The sequence below is a fragment of the Desulfonema magnum genome (genome assembly GCF_017377395.1).
Classification (GTDB): domain Bacteria; phylum Desulfobacterota; class Desulfobacteria; order Desulfobacterales; family 4be13; genus Desulfonema_C; species Desulfonema_C magnum.
In genome coordinates this window covers 2,533,470-2,554,468 of record NZ_CP061800.1, presented here as the reverse complement: position 1 = coordinate 2,554,468, position 20,999 = coordinate 2,533,470, and the positions used below count along the sequence as shown (strand labels likewise).

18 protein-coding genes are annotated in these 20,999 nt (G+C 46.6%); 3 read left to right on the top strand and 15 right to left on the bottom strand.

The window, feature by feature from the left end; genetic code table 11:
* The first annotated feature begins 79 nt into the window (after positions 1 to 79).
* The 3 genes from dnm_RS10265 to dnm_RS10255 all read left to right on the top strand — a co-directional run bounded on the left by dnm_RS10265 (position 80) and on the right by dnm_RS10255 (position 3,310).
* Positions 80 to 1,378, top strand: coding sequence for a (Fe-S)-binding protein (locus dnm_RS10265; RefSeq protein ID WP_207682563.1), 1,299 nt, complete (start codon positions 80 to 82; stop codon positions 1,376 to 1,378).
* A gap of 591 nt (positions 1,379 to 1,969) precedes the next feature.
* The gene (locus tag dnm_RS10260; RefSeq protein WP_207682562.1) at positions 1,970 to 2,371 is read left to right on the top strand and encodes a hypothetical protein; all 402 of its coding nucleotides are present in this window, start codon (positions 1,970 to 1,972) and stop codon (positions 2,369 to 2,371) included.
* 90 nt (positions 2,372 to 2,461) lie between these two features.
* On the top strand, positions 2,462 to 3,310 hold the full coding sequence (locus dnm_RS10255; RefSeq protein ID WP_207682561.1) for a shikimate dehydrogenase family protein: 849 nt from the start codon (positions 2,462 to 2,464) through the stop codon (positions 3,308 to 3,310).
* A gap of 57 nt (positions 3,311 to 3,367) precedes the next feature.
* Here dnm_RS10255 and dnm_RS10250 read toward each other — a convergent pair whose 3' ends face one another.
* The 15 genes from dnm_RS10250 to dnm_RS10180 all read right to left on the bottom strand — a co-directional run bounded on the left by dnm_RS10250 (position 3,368) and on the right by dnm_RS10180 (position 20,846).
* Positions 3,368 to 3,910, bottom strand: a complete 543-nt coding sequence (locus tag dnm_RS10250) for a hypothetical protein (protein WP_207682560.1) — start codon at positions 3,908 to 3,910, stop codon at positions 3,368 to 3,370.
* Between the two features lie 132 nt (positions 3,911 to 4,042).
* The gene (locus dnm_RS10245) at positions 4,043 to 5,392 is read right to left on the bottom strand and encodes a S41 family peptidase (RefSeq protein WP_207682559.1); all 1,350 of its coding nucleotides are present in this window, start codon (positions 5,390 to 5,392) and stop codon (positions 4,043 to 4,045) included.
* An 11-nt stretch (positions 5,393 to 5,403) separates the two neighbouring features.
* Positions 5,404 to 6,756, bottom strand: a complete 1,353-nt coding sequence (locus tag dnm_RS10240; protein ID WP_207682558.1) for a serpin family protein — start codon at positions 6,754 to 6,756, stop codon at positions 5,404 to 5,406.
* 163 nt (positions 6,757 to 6,919) lie between these two features.
* Positions 6,920 to 10,675, bottom strand: a complete 3,756-nt coding sequence (locus dnm_RS10235) for a trypsin-like serine protease (RefSeq protein WP_207682557.1) — start codon at positions 10,673 to 10,675, stop codon at positions 6,920 to 6,922.
* Positions 10,676 to 12,181: 1,506 nt separating this feature from the next.
* Entirely contained in the window at positions 12,182 to 13,147 is a 966-nt protein-coding gene (locus dnm_RS10230; RefSeq protein WP_207682556.1) for a FecR family protein, read from the bottom strand.
* 32 nt (positions 13,148 to 13,179) lie between these two features.
* The gene (locus dnm_RS10225; RefSeq protein ID WP_207682555.1) at positions 13,180 to 15,135 is read right to left on the bottom strand and encodes a surface lipoprotein assembly modifier; all 1,956 of its coding nucleotides are present in this window, start codon (positions 15,133 to 15,135) and stop codon (positions 13,180 to 13,182) included.
* Between the two features lie 739 nt (positions 15,136 to 15,874).
* Positions 15,875 to 16,330, bottom strand: a complete 456-nt coding sequence (locus dnm_RS10220; protein WP_207682554.1) for a DUF29 family protein — start codon at positions 16,328 to 16,330, stop codon at positions 15,875 to 15,877.
* A gap of 741 nt (positions 16,331 to 17,071) precedes the next feature.
* Positions 17,072 to 17,449, bottom strand: a complete 378-nt coding sequence (locus dnm_RS10215; protein ID WP_207682553.1) for a helix-turn-helix domain-containing protein — start codon at positions 17,447 to 17,449, stop codon at positions 17,072 to 17,074.
* Positions 17,418 to 17,687, bottom strand: a complete 270-nt coding sequence (locus dnm_RS10210) for a hypothetical protein (protein WP_207682552.1) — start codon at positions 17,685 to 17,687, stop codon at positions 17,418 to 17,420. Before dnm_RS10210 ends, dnm_RS10215 begins: the two co-directional genes overlap by 32 nt.
* Before the next feature lie 152 nt (positions 17,688 to 17,839).
* Positions 17,840 to 18,016: a hypothetical protein gene (locus tag dnm_RS10205; protein ID WP_207682551.1), complete on the bottom strand. Its 177-nt coding sequence runs from the start codon at positions 18,014 to 18,016 to the stop codon at positions 17,840 to 17,842.
* Positions 18,017 to 18,379: 363 nt separating this feature from the next.
* Positions 18,380 to 18,673, bottom strand: a complete 294-nt coding sequence (locus dnm_RS10200) for an addiction module antidote protein (protein WP_207682550.1) — start codon at positions 18,671 to 18,673, stop codon at positions 18,380 to 18,382.
* Between the two features lie 186 nt (positions 18,674 to 18,859).
* On the bottom strand, positions 18,860 to 19,273 hold the full coding sequence (locus dnm_RS10195; RefSeq protein ID WP_207682549.1) for a type II toxin-antitoxin system VapC family toxin: 414 nt from the start codon (positions 19,271 to 19,273) through the stop codon (positions 18,860 to 18,862).
* Complete coding sequence (locus dnm_RS10190; RefSeq protein WP_207682548.1) at positions 19,270 to 19,482, bottom strand: AbrB/MazE/SpoVT family DNA-binding domain-containing protein; 213 nt, start codon at positions 19,480 to 19,482, stop codon at positions 19,270 to 19,272. The genes dnm_RS10195 and dnm_RS10190 overlap by 4 nt, the downstream gene beginning before the upstream one ends.
* Before the next feature lie 732 nt (positions 19,483 to 20,214).
* The gene (locus tag dnm_RS10185; protein WP_207682547.1) at positions 20,215 to 20,475 is read right to left on the bottom strand and encodes a hypothetical protein; all 261 of its coding nucleotides are present in this window, start codon (positions 20,473 to 20,475) and stop codon (positions 20,215 to 20,217) included.
* Complete coding sequence (locus tag dnm_RS10180) at positions 20,472 to 20,846, bottom strand: HEPN domain-containing protein (RefSeq protein ID WP_207682546.1); 375 nt, start codon at positions 20,844 to 20,846, stop codon at positions 20,472 to 20,474. Before dnm_RS10180 ends, dnm_RS10185 begins: the two co-directional genes overlap by 4 nt.
* Positions 20,847 to 20,999: the final 153 nt, after the last annotated feature.

Sequence of the window (20,999 nt, the reverse complement as noted above, 5' to 3'; positions counted from 1 at the left end):
GAATTGAAAATTGAGAATTGACGGTCAGACAACATTCGGTTCTCAGTATTCAATTCTCAAGCCGGAAAAGGAGAAGAGTATGTCATCCGAAGTCATTGATCTGGAACTGGGAAAAAAAAGTATCTTCAAAGATAAGGTGATGGAACTGCTGCCTGACGGGGGAAATCTGAACCTCTGTCTGACATGCGGACTCTGTTCTTCAGGGTGTCCTGCCACAGGTCTTGAGGATTTGGATCCCAGAAAATTTTTACGCATGGCGTCCCTGGGTATGGATGATGAAATCCTGAGTAGCCCCTGGGCGTGGATGTGTACCATGTGTCAGCGATGTCTTTACGCGTGTCCCATGAAAATTGATATCCCTTCGCTTATTGCCCATGTGCGCAAAAACTGGCCCAAAGATAAACAGCCCAGGGGGATCCGGGGATCATGCGACATGGCCCTGAAGCACGATACATGCAGCGCCATGGGCGCAAGTGAGGAGGATTGGAGCTTTGTGGTGGAGGATGTGGCAGAGGAGGTGCGGGAAACGCAGAAGGGTTTTGAAACCCTCCAAGCCCCGATGGATAAAGAGGGCGCATATTTTTTCCTGAATCAGAATTCCAGAGAGCCTGTCACCGAGCCTGACGAAATGGTTCCGCTTTGGAAGATCCTCCATCTTGCGGAAGCGGACTGGACCTACGGAACAAAAGGCTGGGCAGCGGAGAATTATTGCATGTTCTGCCAGGATTCTGATGCGTGGGAAAAAATTGTAAGAATCAAGGCCAAAGCAGTGGATGATCTTGGGTGCAAGGTCTGGCTGAATACGGAATGAGGTCACGAATTTTTTGCAGTCCGGGTCGGGCTGAAAAAGTTCAATGTGGAACATCGTTTTGAAATAAAAAGTATTATCGAGTATTACGCCAAGTGGATCAGACAAGGCAAACTCAAGGTGAATTCCGACTGGAACAAGGATTTAAAGATAAAATTCACAACCCAGGATCCGTGCCAGGTGGTGAGAAAATCTCTGGGCGACCCTATTGCCGAAGACCTGCGCTTTGTTATAACATCTGTTGTGGGGGAAGAAAATTTTGTTGATATGACGCCCAACAGGTCAAATAATTACTGCTGCGGCGGTGGCGGCGGATTTCTACAGTCAGGATTTCCTGAGGCCCGGCGGTATTACGGCAAAAGGAAATTTGACCAAATAATGGAGACAGGCGCGACGTATTGCATCACACCGTGTCATAATTGCCATGCCCAAATTCATGATCTTAGCGAACATTACGAGGGCGGTTATCATTCTGTTCATTTGTGGACACTGATCTGTCTGTCCCTCGGGATTCTCGGGGAAAATGAACGCACATATCTGGGGCCGGATTTGGCAGGGGTGGGTCTGTAACAGTCATTTGTCATCTGATCGTTGCAAGTGACAGAAGGTAACAAGGCATCTCTCCGGGAGTCAGAAAAACTTCGGAACAAGAGCGATCTTCCCCCGGGGCCGAATTTTTCCACAGACACAGATTCAGAAAGGTTTTCCCCGGATAATTCATTCTGACTCCCTTTTCCTCTGAAATCTTTGTCCCTCCGGAGTGCCGAACTTAGCGTGCGGCGTGTTTGGAAAGTCCCGTAGGCACGGCATGTTTGCAGTATCAGTAGATCGAAAAGTTTTCGGGCTGTCACCGGGCAGACACGGCGGACGGGGGAGAAACCCGGCTTTTTCCAGCGGGGGAGAGCGTCCCGTCCTGAAAAAAAAGCCGGGTTTCTTTGCCGCACCGCTCATAGTCCGGAAACTTTTCGATCTACTGAGTATAAGAGAGCGTCCCCCTTCCCGGGTCCCTTCAATGCTGTTGACTTAAGAAGTTCCAGGCGGATCCGGAGTGCAAAAATTATATTTTTGCGATTGCGAAAAAGTATTTTTCGCACTCCGGAGAAAATATTGGAAAAACAGGGCATCTCATTGCTACAAAAAAAAGTTCCAGGCGGATCCGGAGTGCAAAAATTATATTTTTGCGATTGCGAAAAAGTATTTTTCGCACTCCGGAGAACATATTGGAAAAACAGGGCATCTCATTGCTACAAAAAAAAGTTCCAGGCGGATCCGGAGTGCAAAAATTATATTTTTGCGATTGCGAAAAAGTATTTTTCGCACTCCGGAGAAAATATTGGAAAAACAGGGCATCTCATTGCTACAAAAATGCCGTCCCGATGGAACGATTCAAAGGTCCCTCACAGTTTGGCGCTGCCCCGGTTCTCAGGTAAGGCTTTGTCGCTCCGGAGTGCCAAACTTGCAGTTTGGCAATGCGGTTTGGCAATGCTCCGGTTTTCAGGTAAGGGCTTTGCGCTCCGGAGTGCCAAACTTGCAGTTTGGCAGAATATTCCAGTTTCTTTCTGACATCGGAAATAATGCCAAACTGCAAGTTTGGCACTCCGGACAATTTTTTTGTTAAAATCTGTATGACAAACAAGAAATGGCGGATAACAAATGACAAATACCCAAGTCAGTTCTAAAGTTAAAATAAAAACAAATGTGTTTTGCATTCTGGGAGATGAGCGGATTTTTCATTCAAAATCGCCTGACATGTTTTCTGCAGTGATGAGGCAGGTTGGTATGAAGGGCGGGTATGTGCCCTTCATGGTCAGGCCCGGAATGATCGGCGAGGCAATGAGAAGCCTCAGCGTCCTGAATATCGCGGGTGCAAATGTCACCGTGCCTTATAAAGAGGCGGTCATACCTCATATGGACGAGCTTTCCGAAGGGGCCACGATTATCGGTTCCGTCAATACCATTGTCCCTTCTGGCGGGAAACTCAAAGGCTACAACACCAATGCCATTGGCTTTATGGATGCGCTGGGAGAGGCGGGTTTTGATGTGGCGGGCAGATCAGCCATTGTCTTTGGGACGGGCGGAGCGGCCAGGTCAGTGGTTTTTATATTAAACTGGCTTCATGCAGGCTCCATTTTCATAACAGGCCGGAGCCAAGATAAGACCCGGAGCATAGTCAATCGTATCGGAGGAGAAGCTCATTTATTGGAATCCTTACCCAAAAAATCTGTTCCTGCAAATATTCTGGTCAACGCGACTTCTGTTTCCGGGTATGATGAGGCCCCGGAACTGGCGGATCTGATACAAAAGCTTGAACTGCCGGTTTGTGAGCTGGTGGTTGATCTGAATTATGGCCGCAGTGAGAATTTCTGGCAGGATATGGCGCGGAAAAGGGGCATTCGCTTTATGGACGGTCTTTCCTGTCTTGCCAATCAGGCCAGACGCACCCTTGCCCTGTGGACAGGTGTGGACGTCAAAGCGGAGAATTTTCTAAAAGCCCTTAAATAAGGAGAAGGCAATGAATTGCCGGGCTATTTTCAGTCGCCCCTCCGGGATGTTAATTTACTACCAACGATTCCTCCATCCGTCAAAAACGAAATCAGGACGAAAATCACGCGGCTTACGAAATTCTTCAATTTCTTTGTCGGATAAGAAAAAATAATTCTCCACCCGGTTTGGGGTGCCTCCGTCAAAAAAAAGAGAATATCTGACACCCCATCCGCCTCTGTAATCATGTTGAAGGGTCCTGTCGGAAAATCGCACCGCCGCGGAGCGATCCGGATACATTGCCAGATGAGCCTCTTTCATGGTCATGCCGATAAAAGGATTTCCCTGCATCATTTCCTGTTTCTGCGCCTCGTTCAAATGATTGGCTGTCTCCAGATAATCATATACCTCCTTATCAGGGGAATGACCGCCGAATCTGACACATGCGCTCAGAAGGACAGCCAGAACAATGGCAAACAGAACACGCATCTGCTTTGGAGAATTATCATTCCTTTTGAAATGCCTCGGAACCCCCCCGGGATTTGTCACCGGGGTTTCAACTGGCGAGACCTCTGCCGAATCTCTCCGATATCTGTCACTTCTCTTTTTTGTTGTTGCCATATCACTCCCTCCTTTCAAAATGGGTTTTGGGTGTAAGGGATTTCCCCAAAAATAAAATACCCGGTGTAGGGTGGGTGAAGCGAAGCGTAACCCACCGCACTCCGAATAATCTCTGACATTCTGATCACTCCTTTAAAAAGCACCTGTTTCTCCCCTGAAACCATTCAGCTTAATCTTTTTCCGGTCTCCTTGGTTCCGGAAGGACTGTCTGGCGCTGTCATCCGAACAGGACTCGGTGAGAATATAGTTCAATGCCTCCTGTAGGGAATCTTCCTGTGTATCCCCGAACGGCATTGTCAAATCATCTTCTGAATAACATGTGGGAGGAATGCCGTCAAAGTAATCTCCTTCATTGTGCGCGTTGGCTGTTTTAAATTCAATGGGCAGGATAAGTTTATCGCAAAAATCATATCCGTACATTCCCACAGGTTTTCCGCAGGTGTCACGACCGATCAGGACAACATCCGCAAAGGGCTTTAAATTGTTAATGACAGATTCACTCGCGGAGCATGTTGATTCGGAGGTGATGATGACAACCCGGTCCAGATCCAGGGCTTTTGGTGGTTTGGTGAAATACATGACGTAATCCCGATCTCGATATTTGTCATTATGTATGTATTTTTGAAAAATTTCTCCGGCTGCATTATCCCCCGCGATAAGACTTGCCAGATGCCTGGCCACCGAAAGTTTGCCCCCGGTGTTATATCTCAGATCCAGAATCAGTTCGTCAATTTCCTCCTGTTTAAAGGAATCAAATACCGTGTCCAATTCTGTCGGGGAACTTTCAATAAAGCTTTTAAAAACCAGATAACCGATTTTTAATCCGGAAATCATCAATATTTCATCATACAAAACGGTATTTATGCTTATCCGCTCTTTTCTTATCTCCGTCTCTCTGACAAGGCCCTCTGAATCCTCAAGGGCTAAAAGACTTGTTATCCCCACCTCATCCGGTCCGGAAACATTGTTCCACAGATGACTGTCTTCTATTTCCTTTACTGTTTTCTCATTAATTTCAATAAGCTTTTCACCTCTTTTTATACCGGCGAGATCAGCAGGAGAATTTTTATAAACAAAGCTGACACGGACATCACCGTTGGTATCATATTTCAGACCAAACCCCATGCTTATATATTCTCCGTATTTAAAATACGCGTAAAATTTTTCTTTTGATGTGATATAGCTCCATTTGTCCAGGGTATCATATTTTATGGCGTCCAACAGGGCCTCGGGCGAGGCGTAGTCCCTATAATCAACCTCCGGAACTTTGTCATACCATAAATAACTGTTTGTCATTATCTCATAAACAAATTTATTCTGTTTTTCTGTTGAACAGTCAAGGGGGATGTATTGGAAAATTTCGGTTTCGGACAGATCAGAAATCTGACTGTTGCCGCCCCCCTCGCTGTCATCGCCTCCGCCACAGGCAGCAAGCATGAAAACCCATGCAAATAATAAACCCGTAACCAAATACTTTTTCATTATTTTCTTCCTTATACCCCGACCGGATTAAGGATACGGCCGATAAATAAAATGGTATGTGTCTGAATATCACGGATGAAAAATATAAAGGGCCGGTCAATGGTGAGTTCCAGAGGTTCCGAAGCATCAGGACCGCTTCCAGGCCCAGTAATAGCGGTTGCAGCCGCTGCTTCCGTGCCTTTTTCATCTACAGATACAAATCCTTTGTGCAGCACATCCCCGATGAACAAATAAAGGGTTCCGTCCATACCGGAAAAATCAGCGGCAGAATAGGAAAAAGCAGCCGGCATCCCCATTTGCCCCAGTGTGTCCTTCAGACTGACAGATTCTGACGCATAAGTAAAGCGCGGCATTTCAAGAATTATTTTTTTCGGTTCAAAATCATACAGAATTTCTCTGACTCGGATATTATCCAGAGATTTCTCAAATTCCTCAAACTCGCGGGCCCGGGGAACCAGGATCACCATTGACATCTCTCCGCCGTCATACATCAGTTCAACCCCCTGATAATCTTTATCTTCCCCATAATTAAAATCGTTCTTCTGCAACATCATCGGTACGGTGAGCGATGTGCCGTCAGACAAATAAAAAGGTTTGTCATCAGTATGTTCCACAGAAAAAGGCGCTTCCCACGCCGCGTTGAAATAAACAGCATTGACGAGGATAAGACACGTGTCCGGTGAGAGGGGAGGCGGAATCAGATCCTTAATCTTACTTTCTGTTTTCTCACTCACCCAGTTGTTAATAATGATTCGGGACTCATCCGGAAACCGGACAAAATCAAGCAGCCTCATTTCCGCGTCGTAATTCAGTGCCAGGGTGTCCAGAAAATCCTGCTGAAAAGCGTAATCCTTCTGTGCCCAGAGGGAATTGGCGATATTCATCCGGAATCCTTCTCCGTCCTGTCCCTCAGCCGTTCTGCCCCGGGTTGCAAGTTCGATGTCCAGTGCATTGAAAGCCGGATGCAGGCGTTCCCGGGACAGAGTGAAATGACATGTGCTTTTCATCTGCTGCCCTGTCTCATTTCGGGAACCAGCATAAGCCATTGCAAGGGCCATGGAAATGCTGTAAGGTGAATAAAAAAGATTACCGTCCCGGTCCCGTAGGGCCTGATAGAGATCAAAGGCAAACACGCTGTTTCCTTCGGTCAGTTCGTAAAGCTCATCCGGGCCCACGTCCGGCGAATCCTCATGAGACAGATCCGACCGCAGCACCTCTGTTTTTTCCGGAACAGCATTATCTTCAGTCCCATCTCCGTCACCACCGCTGCAACCTGTGGCAATAATGAGGAGCATTAGCATGAGGCATACCGATGCCATCCTTTTGAAATGAAAATTTTTCATCCTCATGTTAATTTTTTCCATTTGTTTTCTCTCCTATAGTTTTTAAATTCCGGAGTGCCAAATTTACAGTTTGGCAATTTTCGGCTTCCCATTTGTTGTTTTGCATTGTCCGGTCCTCTTTTTACCCCGGTAATGAACTGAACTGCCAGGCTGTTTTCAGCCATCCCTCCGGGACGTTAAATCATTATTCTGCCAGTCTGATCAGGACAAACATCGCCTCTTCCTGGCCTATTTTTCCGTCTCCGTTTACGTCTGAATCGTGATAAACATGCCTCACCTTTATTCCGGCCAGCAGCTTCAGAATGCGTATGGCGTCTTCCAGTTCCACGGTTCCGCTGTAATCCGCATCACCGGGAATGGCAACAGCGTCTTTGTCCGCCACCTGGATGGTCTCCGAGCAGGACATGCAATCCTCAGCCGATGCTGTGATTTTTACTGTTTCCACCCCGTCAGATAAAGCATCATCAATAATGCTCAGATCAAATGTTGTGAAAATCTCCCCCGCGAGAATGAGGACAGCGGCCGGTACGACAATTTCAGAGATGTCGTCTGAATCAAGCTCCACAATCAGATGCCAGTCTGACGGGTTTTCCAGGCTTATCTTTCCCTGATCAGCAAGCACATCATCTGCCTCGGCAACCTTTTCAGGAAGATCTATGAACAGCCTGTTCGGCGGATTACAAAGGGCATAACTGTCAAGATCACTTTCAAAAAAGCCCTGCGGCAAACCATTTCCCCCTGAAAGGCCCGCTACACAGTAATTTAATGAAATTTCCAGATAAGTGATGCGAATAACGCCGTTGAAAAACATTTCAATCTGAAAACTGTTCAGACCGCCGTCGAAATATCCCTGAATATCCCGATACGTCACAACTGCCCTGTCATCTGACTCTGTCCAGCTCACATTTAGCCAGTCCGGATCCAGGTCCCCGGACAAGGCTGAAATACGGGGCATTCGGAAATGATCGGATAATGCTCCGGCTATGCTGTCATCTCCCGAATCAAACGTGATATAGCCATTGCTTCCCACATAAAACGAAGAATAACTCACACCGTAAAGGGATACCTCCGCTCCCTGAGAAAGATCCGCCTGCGCATAAGAATCATCGGAAAGCCAAAGTATGGTTTCATTGGAAGGATCAGAGGGGAAATCCGCAGCATCTTCACGACAGACACTGTAAAAATTTCCTGAGCCGTCAGGTGTAAATGTCAGGGTCTGATAGGACAAATCATTGTCTCCGTCAAACTGTTCAGTAAAAAAATCAATTTCATTATGAAGCACCTCAATGGTATCTCCTCCCGCGGTCCATCCGGGTACTGACGCTGTTACCGAGGCTGTGCGGGTTCCGTCTGCCTCTCCGTCATAGATGATCGTCACATCAAACATCGCCGTGGTCTCACCCGCAGGTATGATCACTGTTTCCGGGACAGTGACTTCCGTGGTATCATCCGAAGCCAGGGATATGGTGATATCGTCATCAGCGGGTCTGCTGAACGTGACCGTACCTTGTCCCATGAGAACCCCGTCGCCTTCCACAGCCCTTTCCGGCACGCTTACTGTCAGTTCAGCGGTCTCGTTATCGCTGATTCTGATGGTCGCTCTTCCGTCATAATATCCTGTGGCAGAGGCGGTCAGGGTGACGGTCTGCGTGCCATCCAGAAGACTGTCATCTGAAATTTTAATATCAAAAGCCGCCGAGGTGCTGCCCGCACTCACGGTTATCCCGGCAGGCACCGTGGTGAGTTCTGATGTGTCATCCGATATTAGGCCTACCCACAGGTCCTTGTCCGGAGCCGCATCCGTACTTACGATGCCCTTACCTGTAAGAAGACCATCTCCCTCGGCCGCAGTTTCAGGAATCTCCAATAAGAGCGAAGGTCCGCAGGGACCGTAACTGCTCAGATCGCTTTCAAAAAAGCCTTCAGGTATGCCGTTTCCTTCTGACAGACCTGCGATGCCGTCATTTGCGGAAATATCCAGGTAGGTGATACGAATGACACCGTTGAAAAACATTTCGATCTGGAAGCTGCTTGTGTCTGGGCTGGCACCGGAAAAAAACAAATATTTCGGGATATCCTGATAAGTCACAACAACTCTGTCATCCCGTTGTTCCCACATGATTGTTCCTTGTGTCGGATACAGATCAGTAAATATAGCGGAAATCCGGGGCAGTCCAAAATGCTCGGATAAGGGGTCCCATCCATAATTATCGTCTCCCTGTCCAAAAGTAATATATCCGTTGCTGCCTATATAAAACGAGGAATAGCCGACGCCGTAGAGAAATACTTCCGCTCCTCCGGCCAGAGTGATTTCTTCATAATCGTCATCGCCCAGATCAATCGGAGTTCCGCCAGCAGGATCGGTGAGAAAATCCGAAGCTGCTTCCCGGCACGCGGTGTAGAAATTTCCAGAACCGTCAGGAGTGAAGATCAGAGTCTGAAAAGCCAGATCATCACCCGCTTCAAACCACTCAGTAAAGAAATCAATTTCATTATGAAGCACGTCAATGCTGTCTGTGCCGGCCGTCCATCCCGGAACAGATGCGGTAATCACAGCCGTCTGAGTGCCGTCTGCTTCTCCGTCATACAGAATGCTTATATCAAATGTTGCAGAGGTCTCCCCCGCGGGGATTGTCACTGTTGCGGGGACAGACACTTCGGTTGTATCATCCGAACTCAGGAATACCAGGATATCACAATCCGGGGCTGCGCTGACAGTCACCAAGCCCTGGTCGCTGAGTACACCGTCGCCTTCAGCAGCATTTTCAGGAACACTGATATTCAGAACTGCTGTTTCATTGTCATTTACTTTAATCATAGCGCTTGCAAATCCCTCGTTCGGATCAGATGCGGTGACAGTAACCGTTCGGACACCGTTCAGAAGACTGTCGTCCAGGACAGTGATGTCAAATTCAGCCGAGGTCCGGCCTGCGGGAATCGTGACTGTGGTCGGGATGGTGATTTCCAAAGGTTTGTCCGAACTCAGATGTATCACAAGATCAGTGTCCGAAGTCTCCTCTATATTCACACTTCCCCTGACACTGAGGAGACCGTCTCCTTCCGTGGCCCTTTCAGGAAGGGCGATACTCAGGTCGGACATATATTCGTAAATAAAATCAGTGAACTGTGATATCCGTGTGTAAACTCCGTAATATCCCGGTTCCGCGCATCCCTGGCCCCAGCTGGTGATTCCGGCCAGGTGCCAGGTATCTCCGTCCTGCACCATAAGAGGCCCCCCGCTGTCCCCGTGGCATGTGTCCTTGCCCCCATCGCTGTAACCCGCGCATACCATATTGTCGGTAATTGTCTCCTCACTGTAAGCTTCCCGGCATGTGTGATTGGAAACAATGGGAACGGAAACCTGTTGCAGGGTCTCTGAAGCCAGACACCAGAAATAATTATCTGTCAGCCCCCAGCCCGTGATGACAGCTTCTTTTTCGTCAAGGACAGCATCCCTTGCAACCATTGGGATTGGCTGATAAGAGACATCTGCTTCCAATTCCAACAGTGCAATGTCTGAATCACTTGTCGAACTGACATAGGAAGGATGGGAAATAATTCTTTTTACGCGGATCCGCTGTCCCTCATTATTTGTCAGATCATGGGCTCCCAGCACAATATCAACATCCTCGGGAGCCATGTCAGATTCGGTCCAGGCCAACTCCTCCTTTACGCAATGCGCGGCTGTAACCACCCACCGGGGATGAATCAGTGATCCCCCGCACAAAAAGCCGTCATAATACGAAATTTCCTCACTTCTGACCAGTGCTGCCATCCAGGGCCAGGCTCCCGGGTCTGCTTCAATGCCTCCGATGATTCTGAGGGATGTTTCCTGTGATAATGCGCCTTTTGAAATATTGTCCGAACCCGGATAAGCCGGAACAGCCATTATAGCGACCACGAACAGTATGACACAGGTTTTCCTTTGAATAAATTTCATTTTGTCTGTCCTTTCAGGATGTCAGATGTTAAGAATTAACCATTTGCTGATTATAACGGATTTAGGGGAGGTCGGCCAAGCCCCGTGGGGGGCGGCATATTTTTAGCATTCATCATGCCGGGTCAGCCAGGCCCCGTAAGGGCGGCATATTCGCAACATGATTTTCTACAAATATGCCGCCCTTACAGGGCTTAGTCGGCCCTCCCCTAAATTCGTTATAATCAGTTTTTTTCTTAATGTCAGCAGATCAAAAAGTTTTCGGGCTGTCACAGGACGGACACGACGGACAGGAGAGAAACCCGAATTTTCCGGTATAGGAGACACTTTGTCCGGGAAAAACCCGGGTTTTTTCGCTGTCCCGCACACATCCCGGAATCTGCTTCGGGGTTCCGGGCCCCAACGGGGCAGTTCGCAGGTGTCCATAATATCCTCCTTTTTTAAGTTAAGCGTTTGTTTTTTCAAAGTTTCAAAAAACCTTTGTCCGTCCGTCGGCACATGGCAAATCAGAGACAGGTTACAGATGATAAAATTTTGATCTTATTTCCCACGCTGATCTCGTTAATTTTGCATTCACGCTCCGGCATCCGGGTCATCAAGTCAGGCCGCGAATATTCATGCTTCTTTTTTTCATAAAAGGAAAAAATTTTACCTTTAACTTAATGGTGATGACGCTTTGGCATGAAGCACATGAAAGTGTCGGACAGTATTGCTCCGAGTTTTGAAGCGGAATAATACGGCTTGTAATAGGCAGAAGGAGTACTGTCACTCGATAATCAAGCTTTCTATAATCCGATTCGGACCAGGAGCCTGTCATGCCTGTTAAAGCAGGAATCTGTTTGGGGCCGACGCTACAGTTCCGAGGCAGCGGATTCCTGCTTTCGCAGGCTTCGGCGTGAACTCAGACTTCGACAAGCTCTCTCGGGTCGTCGAACAGAATAACAGAAAAAACTTGATTATCGGGTGTCACTGTGATTCCTATCCAATCATAAATTACAGTGTTCTGAACTGACCCGTCAAGAGGGGTTTTTAGGGGGGATGAAGGGGGGATAAAGGAGGTATAAAAAGGGGGAATTATATCCCCATTATCTGGTCAACCTGTTTAAAATATAAAAAATAGCAATTGATTTATCAGGCAGACTGTGTAAAAACAGCAGGTTATAAAATACTTAGCAAACAACTGATCAGATCATAAGGTCCGTCCCCAAACCGGAATTTGGGAATAAAGGAACTCGAAATAAATAATGTACCTGATACAAAAAACGTAGGGTGGGTTCCGCTTCGCTCCACCCACCCTACGTTTCTGCATTTCCGGGTATTTTATTTTGGGGAAATCCCTAAGGGAATTAATGTCAGCAGATCGAAAAGTTTTCGGGCTGTCACAGGGCAGACATGGCGGACACGCGAAAAAAACCGGGTTTTTCCGGCGGGAAAAAGCACCCCGTCCTGGAAAAAAAACGGGTTTCTTTGCCGCACCGCGCACAGTCCGGAAACTTTTCATACTGATTGTTATTTACAAATTGTCGCTTTTTGAGGAGGAATCGGCGGTCTTGGCATCTTATCTTCCTGCTCTGTTCTTACATCATCTTCATCTCTGGTTATCTTATCCATTATAAAAGTATGGTGTGATGACAGAATTTCATCTTCCATCTCAGGCTCTGTTGCAGTCCCTATCGGAGCCGGGGGAAGCACGGGGGAGACCCTGGCTTTTTTCACGGTAAGTGATGAGGCCGCCGGTGGCAACGGGACCGAAACCATATCATCTGCTGAAACAATTGTGGCTCCGTGGTCAGACAGAACATTGACCGGATAAAACGACAGATCGCCGGTTTTCGTATCAGCAGTATTCTTCACGGACAGGCAGCCGTGTTCAGAAATTTTCATCCCCTGGGAATGTTTTATCAAAAAAGGCTGGTCCGGCGCAGACAGACGCACGACTTTCAGGGTGGTGTCACCAAAGGTCGTCACTTCAGTGAATTCATTGGTTGACCGTAAGATAAAATCAGACCCCTCCACTCCCGCCATAACCATATTTGTCCTTACCTTGAATTTTGAATCCCAGTCCATCAGTTTTTTTACCAGAAACCGGACAGTTCCCAGACCCATGTCAATAAACGAGGAACGGGTTTTTTCTTTGGAATGATAAACATGCCTGATGATCATCAGTTCTGTCTCCGGAGCCAGTATCAGCCTGCTTTCCCCTCTCCATGCTTTGTCACCGTTTCGGGTTCTGATGATATCCCCTTTGAGTGTGAATTGCACTTTTCCACGCCCGGAGGTTCGGATTTTATCGCCTTTATAAAGCGGTTCGCCTTTTTTGGCATACCGGGGAGCCAGGTTCGGATTTTCAATAAGCACCTCGCCCCTGACCCATTCGACATATCCTGCCGGCCCCCCGGACGCGGCATATGCCATGACATTTTCCCCCGCGGCCGCAAACATCAGCATCACCCACAATGTACAAACGGATTTCATTCCCAATTCCCCATATCCTTTAATGATAAAATTCAATAGCCTGCTGTCATGGACAGGCTTGTCACTCTTCTTTCATATTCATAAAAACTGATATTGGAATCATTTTTTGTGTAGTTGAATTCCCCGACAATGCCAAGCCAGTCGCACCCGAGCCAGTTATAAAAAAATTTCCGTGTCAGCGATACCGAGCCGAAATATCTGGCGTCGTCCCGTTCATCGTCATACACTGAGGCTGTATTATCATATTGTTTGAGAGAATATTTTCCGCTCAGACCAATATTCAGATGCCACGGAAGATCAAAGGATATTCCCATTTCTGCCTTATATTTTCCATAATCCTGATGAGAATGCGACGCGGATTTGTCCTCATAACCGATCCCGCCGAAGAAATAGCCTTTTCTATCTCCTTCCCTGCTGTTTTTTTTGAAAAGATTGTAACGGATATCAAGAAAAAAATCATTGGTATGCCCTTCTTTGTCATCATCCTGAAAATGATTATCATTGCAGTAGCTGTATGAGAATCTGCTGAAAAGTCTGTCACTGAGCTTCCATATCACCTCGGGTTTCAACTGGTGAGACATCAGATAACTTCCGGAATCAAGCCAATAGTAGGACGGAAGATAGCTGACCCCGAAGATAAACGGGCTGTAGTTGTATTTGGCATAAAGACTCAGTATGCTGCCTGTGAGATCATATGCTTTCAGTTCATTGTGCCATGTCTGATAATGACTGTATCCGGCTCCTATTTTTAACCCGTCCTTTTTTTTTACAAAGTCATATGTGCCTGAAAAAAAACCTTTGACCACAACATCATTTTCATTTGTGTAAATATCCAAATCCAGCGGCTCAAGTCGGATATTATCGTCATGCTGATACCCTGCTTTTAAATAAAGGCTGTAAGGTCTGAGGGACTTTTCCTGCGCTTCCTCAGCACGCGGCACAGCCTGCTTTGCCTGGGTCGTTTCCTGCTTTTTTAAGTCCTGAAGCCATGTCTCAGCCATTTTTCTGAGCTTGTGTGATGAGGAATTGTCTTTCACATTTTCCAGCTTTCTGAAAGCTTCTGCGGTGTTTCCCATTTTCAGATAAGCTATTCCGGCATAGCAGTCACAGTTTGACCTGATGTCAGGATTTATTTTTGCCGCCTTGTTAAAATAATCCGCAGCGTTATTCCAACGTTCCTGATTAAACAGGCATATTCCTCCGTAATAATAGGCAGATGCGTCTGACGGGTCTTTCTTAATGACCTGCTTAAAAAGATCAGCAGCCCCGGAATTGTCGGACGCTTTATATTTCTGATAAGCCAGATCATAAATTTTACGCGCATTTCCAGGAGCTTTAAGGGACAGAAGCCATTTTTCAGCAATGTTTCTGAGGGGAGCCGGCGCATTGTTTCTCACATACGCCAGCTTCTCAGCCGCCTTTGTGTCCTGCCCCAGTTTGAAATAACATATCCCTGCAAAACAGGAACTATTTATTCTGAGGCTATGACTCATTTCCGCGGCTTTGTTAAAATAATCTGCCGCGGCTTTCCAGCGTTCCTGTCTGAACAGACATATCCCCGCGTAATAACAGGCAAGCACATCTGACGGGTCTTCTTTGATGACTTGTTTAAAAAGTTCAGTTGCTTTGGAAAAATCAGAATTTTTGTAATGCAGGTAAGCAACATCATAACTCAGATCAGACAGATGCTTATATGATTCCCCTTTTTTGAGGCAATAACGGGCCGCTCTGCCCAGAAATCCCGCGGCTCTTTCATAATCTCCCAGTTTAAGGTAGATTTTGCCTAAAAAATGACTATATGAAGAATTTGCAGGATTGAAATCAATGGCTTTTAAAAAATAATATTTGGCATCCTGATATTTACCTTGTTCATAAGCATAAACTCCGAGATCATAATATATGTCTCCGCGGCCTTCTTTTGCTTCAGCCTGCAAAAATATAAGCAAAACCAAAAAACCGGCTAAAAAAAAATGAAACAATTTTTTCATGTTATGATCTCCCATGATTTCACCAATCACCAATCACAAATCACAAACTACCAATCACAAATCACCAATCATTTTCATATAAATAAGTTCACTATAAAGATCAACAAATTTTAACATAAGTTCTAATAGAATAGGTCTTTTACTTGGAAAATTCAGTTTCAGCAGATAAAATAATTAATTTTTGACATAAGATTTTGTATTTTTACAAAAATCAGCAAAGTGGAAATGGCATTTAACAAAAAATTTGGCAGATCAGAAGGGAACCTGATTCATCCGAAAAAGTTCGGAGTTCTGCCTTCAGGCGGTTATCGTGGGAGCAGGATGCTGTTCCGAGGTAAATTTGCAAGGGGAATTTGGAATTTGTGAGTGCAAGAGAACCTTGCACTCCGGAATCACGGATGGTTTCTTGCAGGCAGGGGCTTGGGAAAATCCGTTTCTTATCCACATCTTTGCAGATGAGAGGATTTGAGTGGTTGTAGTGGTTGTAGGGTGGATGAAGCGTAGCACAACCCACCGTCATTGTCAGGAATGACGCTTTTTCTCCAGCAAATGGTGGGTTTCGCTCCGCTTCACCCACCCTACATCTACATCTGCTTATCCACATTCTTGCAGATGACAGGATTCGATATGGCAGAGCCTCGGTGTATGGGTTCCCAGGCGGAGCCTGGGAACCAGAAAAAAAGAAACCGGATTTTTCGGAAAAAACCAGTTTTCCCCCTCATCCCCGGTTCACGGATATTCACTGCAATTTCCGCTTCTTCGAGTCCTGCTGCGTCTTCAGAATTAATTCCAAGGCTTCCTTTTTTATTTGCGACTCATCCACCTTCCGGGCAAGCCCGGCTTCGTCAAAAGCGCCTCCGAAAGCTTCCAGCGAGGCGTATTTCAAAGACGGATAATAACTCTCATCCACGGATTCTCTCAGTTCACTTTCACTCAGATAATAGCCCCCGGCCTTCCTCCTTTTGTTTGTCTTTTTAATCTGACGCAATGAATTATGTATGGAGGCCTCCCATGAGCGGGTCGTCCTTTTTTCCGCATGCTTTTTTATAAGATGAATAAGCAGAACATCCAGAAAGCTCTCAATTTTGTTGATTTTGTCCTCTCTGCCCATCTCCTCCATTTCCCCCAGGAGAGCCAGTGCCTCCGCATAACGGCCTGCCTCAATATGAGTTCTCAGTTCAAACAGTTCTTCCATTTTACCTTGTCCTCAGCCTGAATTTTCAGGATTTCATGAATCCGTTTTTTTTAACATCATTCATATCTGTCTCACAGGGGAAGACCCTTCGCCCACGGACAGGCGAACTCGGACCGGCCGACACATCAGGATGACGAAGCCGTTTCCCGCACAGTCCGTGCGGAGACGCTCAGGGCAGTTTGCAGTTACGGGCAATCCTGTGTTCCCCCTGATTTTCTCAGTAACATAATCGGAGCATCTGCCGCAAGGGAAATTTTCGCCATCGCCGAATCAGAGCTTTCGGGGAATACAAAGGGGGACATGAAAGGAGTGATGATGTCAGGTTGGCGGGTTTTGATCATGAGGGGTCGGTGAGAAATGAAGGACAGACAAAAAATGCCGTCCCGCAGAATTTTCTTAAGCAACCCTTTTCGGTGTCAGAAAAGGTTGTTTAAGGGCAAAAAATGGGGTTTGTCTGACTCTTGCCAGTATGATTTCAGAAATATGGCATGGTCCGACCCCAATTCCGGCCCCCAATTCCGGTGATGCTTTTGGATATTAATGCTCTCTTTTTGATCATTCCATTCAAACTTCACATCGCCATCTCCTTTGCGGGAAATCAGTTTTTAATTTAGCGTTCGGTTAGGAGATTCTGTTCTACAATCTGAGAGGCAAAAAGCCTGGTAATCAGCCAAAATCCGTTTCTTATCCATATCCTTGCAGATGACAGGATTCGAGGCAGAGCCTCAATGTATGTTATGGTTACGGATGAAACCGGCTGGTCGGCACTTCAAAAAAACTGCCCAACTTCCCGGCCACCTCTTTGCTGATACAGGATTTGTTATCTTCCATATCAGATATTTCCCGAGATGTGAATTCTCCAAGCTTCCTGCCCAGTTCCGCCTGAGTCAGTCCCATGTTTTCTCTGTAAATTTTTAAAACATCTCCGGGAGTTGTGGCCGCACTGATTTCCCTGTACCAGTCTGTTTCAAAGATATCAACAAACTCCTCATCCGCATCTGAAATTTCAAAGTCCGGCCCGAATTCTTTTTCAAGATAGTCTATCACTTTATGCGGAATATCGCCTTTGACCCTGAAAAGTGTCTCCTCAGTACGGGGCTTTTTCACGACTGCCAACATAATACACCTCTATCGTTAATGTGTTTTTCTGATGTTGCCAACAGGCGGCCCAGGAAGTTCCCAAATGACAATGATATTCCGTATCACTCAGCCTGCTGTAGTTTTGCCATTTGGGTTGTTCGGGGCCTTTTTCTTTCAGGTCCATGACTAATAATGCCGCTTTCTTCTGAACCCACAAAGGAAGCTTCCATAATTTCTTGGCAGCTTTCTTTTTTACCACCACTTTGTAATTCATCAAATTTTCCTTCTCCGGGCGATTCTCCTAACGATCAAGCTTAAGCATGTTGAAACGTGCTGTTACGCATCAGGCACATTGGAATCAGTGGGCAGCGAGCATTTTGGCTTCCTTGCCCCTCCGCATACTGAAGCTAAGCATCAGGCACATTGGAATCAGTGGGCAGCGAGATATTCAAATGCCTCGTTCCATTCCGGCGTATCCAGCATTTCAAAAAGTTCTCCGATTTCATCCTCCGCAGACCGGACTTTTTTCGGTTCATGCTTTTCAGTGAGGCTTTGTTTCTCCGGCGGCGTTCTCCTGCTCTGCGTTTTGTGAGTGCTGATTATCATGGCTGTCGCCTCCTTTCAAGGCTTCTTATATATTCAGCAAATCAAAGCCCTCTGACGAATTCCAAACTCCGGACTTTTCCGATCTGCTGATATATACACCGAAAAAGATTAAAACACAAGGGGGAAGTCTGCAAGGGGGGAATTTGGAAGTTGTGAGTGCGGACTTTGCACTCCGGAATCACGGATGGTTTCTTACAGGCAGGGATCTGGGAAAATCCGTTTTTTATAAACGTTCTTGCAGATAACAGGATTCAAGGCGGAGCCTCAATGTATGGGTTCCCAGGCAGAGCCTGGGAACCAGAAAAGTAATAAAGTAGATATCGGAACATATCCGGATTCGGACACCGGTGATAATTGCGATTGCTATGCATGTGTGACGGTTGCATGGAGACGAATGCCTGATGCCCTTATTATCCTGAGAATTGTTGCAAAGTCCGGATTGCCTTCGGGCGACAGGGCTTCGGACAGGTTGTCAGGTTCAATGCCGGATTCGCCGGCTATCTGCGTTATCCCCTTTGCACGGGCGATATCACCCAAAGCGGCTGTCACCAGCGCGGGGTCGCCATCCTCAAGTGCCGCTTCAAGGTAGGCCGCCATGTCCTCCTCCGTTTCCAGATGATCCGCCGCATCCCAGGGCAGTGTCTCAGTCTTTCCCATGATAATCTCCTAACTTTTTCTTAAACTTCCCCCGCCAGACGCAGGGCCTTTTCAATATCCCGGGACTGGGTGTGTTTGTCTCCTCCGGCAAGCAGGATCACAAGTGTCTGTCCGCGTTGTGTGAAAGTTTCAGTATTCCGCTGATATCCTCGAATATGACATCCGTCACACCGGCGCTGACCGGGATTATGTCTGCTCCGGCGTAATCAGTCTGACAGAAGGAAAATATGATCTGAAGCGGGAGATGTCTCTGGTTATCAGCGACATTCCGGTAACGACCGCATGTGCTCCGATATAGAAATCTGGCAGGGGAGATATTTTGTTGCCTCCCCGCCTTCTGTACTCAAAAAATGCTTTTCCCGCACGAAAAAGGGCTTCCCTGGGAATTTGCAGTATCTGAAACTCACATCCGGCTATCGCCTCTTCCAGTTCTTCGATACGCTTGAACCCTACGGAAATTTCCGAATATATGACAGGATTTATATACAGCGTATGTATCATACTGTGGCGGTGAAGCACCGACTCAGACCAGTCCGCCCATTTCGGGTTGTTTTCAAATATATCCAGTATGACATTTGAATCAACTAACATGCCGCTCATTTATCACTCCTGGTCATATCCATAATTTCATCTGTTGACATTTTTACAGTGGCAACCCCCCGGAAACGCCGGAATTTGTTGCTTTCCTTTCTGATCAGATAAAACCGTCCGTTTTCTTCCATAAACTCGACCTCGCTGTCCGGTCTGATTCCGAGCTGTTCCCGTATATGCCGAGGTATTGTCACCTGTCCTTCGGCTGTAATTTGCATGATACGCTTTCTCCTTACTGTCTGGTATAAAGTAGTGGGCTGTAAACTTTCCTTATTTCAAAATCTGCGGCGATGCCGACCTTTACAGATAATTTAAGTACCTAACCATAAGTTTTCGATATTTGCCCGGAAAAGAAACCCGGCTTTTTTCCCGGAATGACCCGCGGCCTGTGACGAAAAAAGCCGGGTTTCTCCCCCGTTCGCGGAAAAAAAGATGTATAAAAAAACTTTTGCTCAGGTACTTATATCACAAAACAGCCAAAGAAGAAATCGAAATTTTTGGAAAAATCCGGTTTCATGAAAAAATTGCGTGAAGATTCGGATTCATTACTTGGAACTGCGGCGCACAGATGGGGCATAGGTTCAGTCCCGGAGGGACGAATAAGAATAGCCCGGCAATTCATTGCCGGGGGACGGAGCAGACAAAATTAGCCGAGTCCCGTGGGGACCACCGAAAAACTGCATGGCTTCGGACCGTCCCTGCGGGACTGAAAAAATTGTGTGTATCCGAACCCCGGCAATATCTGATTTTATAAGAGGGCCGGGCTATTCTCATTCGTCCCTCCGGGATTTGAAAAGACGGGCAAAAAAGAAACCGGATTTTTTTGAAAAAATCCGGTTTCATCAACAGACAGATTCCCACGTCAGGAATGATTTCAAATCCGTGTCATCCGTGAAAATCCGTGGTTCAGACCCTGCGATCAGTCCGCCTCAAACAATACAAATTGTTCATTACGCATGAAATACCTGGTTCCGGGTCGGCATCACCAGAATGGAATAACCGTATTCCTGCAATATGTCGGCGGTTCTCTCGCTTGCCATGTCCATCAGTTCAAATTCACGTTCCTCCTCCGGCGGGGCCGTGATATTGAGCCACAGATCATCCGGATCTTCCGGGCTGGGGGTGATATCAATCAGTTCGACTTCCGGAAATTTTATTTTAAGAACCTGAAAAAATTCTTCTGTCAGTTGTTTTTGTTTAAAATTCATCATGGTGCAAACTCCTTTTTGACGGTTCTGATAAATTCCTCAGCTTTGTGCAACTGCCTTGACGCTGCTTTCCGGCTGAGAGATTCGGATTTGTAATCAGCCCGGTTTCTCACGGACAGCAGATCGGGCAGATAAGACCTCATGCGTCCCGGATAAATCTTGTGTTTTTGTATAAACTCTCCGTTAAAATTTGCCTGAATCCAACTATGGCTGTTTTTCTCGTTTTTAACGCCCTGTGAGGCAAGTCTCGCCACTGCCATCTGGAAAGCCGCATAATATGCCCGGTTTGCAGAGGCGTTGTAAAGTTTCTGCTCAAATAAAATCTGAGCGGCTTTCAGGTTTTCCTGTGCTTTTTCAAAAAATTCGTTGATCATTTTTCATATCCGTTTCTAAGTTAACCAGAATAAATATCGTGGATAATCTGTACCACAAAACAGCCCAAAAAGAAACCGGATTTTTTGGAAAAATCCGGTTTCATGAAAAAATTGCGTGAAGATTCGGATTCATTACTTGGAACTGCGGCGCAC

What these genes read in the sequence shown, in the direction of transcription:
- dnm_RS10255 (WP_207682561.1), top strand. Translation starts at nt 2,462, where the DNA reads ATGACAAATACCCAAGTCAGTTCTAAAGTTAAAATAAAAACAAATGTG.
- dnm_RS10250 (WP_207682560.1), bottom strand. Translation starts at nt 3,910, where the DNA reads ATGGCAACAACAAAAAAGAGAAGTGACAGATATCGGAGAGATTCGGCA.
- dnm_RS10245 (WP_207682559.1), bottom strand. Translation starts at nt 5,392, where the DNA reads ATGAAAAAGTATTTGGTTACGGGTTTATTATTTGCATGGGTTTTCATG.
- dnm_RS10240 (WP_207682558.1), bottom strand. Translation starts at nt 6,756, where the DNA reads ATGGAAAAAATTAACATGAGGATGAAAAATTTTCATTTCAAAAGGATG.
- dnm_RS10235 (WP_207682557.1), bottom strand. Translation starts at nt 10,675, where the DNA reads ATGAAATTTATTCAAAGGAAAACCTGTGTCATACTGTTCGTGGTCGCT.
- dnm_RS10230 (WP_207682556.1), bottom strand. Translation starts at nt 13,147, where the DNA reads ATGAAATCCGTTTGTACATTGTGGGTGATGCTGATGTTTGCGGCCGCG.
- dnm_RS10225 (WP_207682555.1), bottom strand. Translation starts at nt 15,135, where the DNA reads ATGAAAAAATTGTTTCATTTTTTTTTAGCCGGTTTTTTGGTTTTGCTT.
- dnm_RS10220 (WP_207682554.1), bottom strand. Translation starts at nt 16,330, where the DNA reads ATGGAAGAACTGTTTGAACTGAGAACTCATATTGAGGCAGGCCGTTAT.
- dnm_RS10215 (WP_207682553.1), bottom strand. Translation starts at nt 17,449, where the DNA reads ATGTTGGCAGTCGTGAAAAAGCCCCGTACTGAGGAGACACTTTTCAGG.
- dnm_RS10205 (WP_207682551.1), bottom strand. Translation starts at nt 18,016, where the DNA reads ATGATAATCAGCACTCACAAAACGCAGAGCAGGAGAACGCCGCCGGAG.
- dnm_RS10200 (WP_207682550.1), bottom strand. Translation starts at nt 18,673, where the DNA reads ATGGGAAAGACTGAGACACTGCCCTGGGATGCGGCGGATCATCTGGAA.
- dnm_RS10195 (WP_207682549.1), bottom strand. Translation starts at nt 19,273, where the DNA reads ATGAGCGGCATGTTAGTTGATTCAAATGTCATACTGGATATATTTGAA.
- dnm_RS10190 (WP_207682548.1), bottom strand. Translation starts at nt 19,482, where the DNA reads ATGCAAATTACAGCCGAAGGACAGGTGACAATACCTCGGCATATACGG.
- dnm_RS10185 (WP_207682547.1), bottom strand. Translation starts at nt 20,475, where the DNA reads ATGATGAATTTTAAACAAAAACAACTGACAGAAGAATTTTTTCAGGTT.
- dnm_RS10180 (WP_207682546.1), bottom strand. Translation starts at nt 20,846, where the DNA reads ATGATCAACGAATTTTTTGAAAAAGCACAGGAAAACCTGAAAGCCGCT.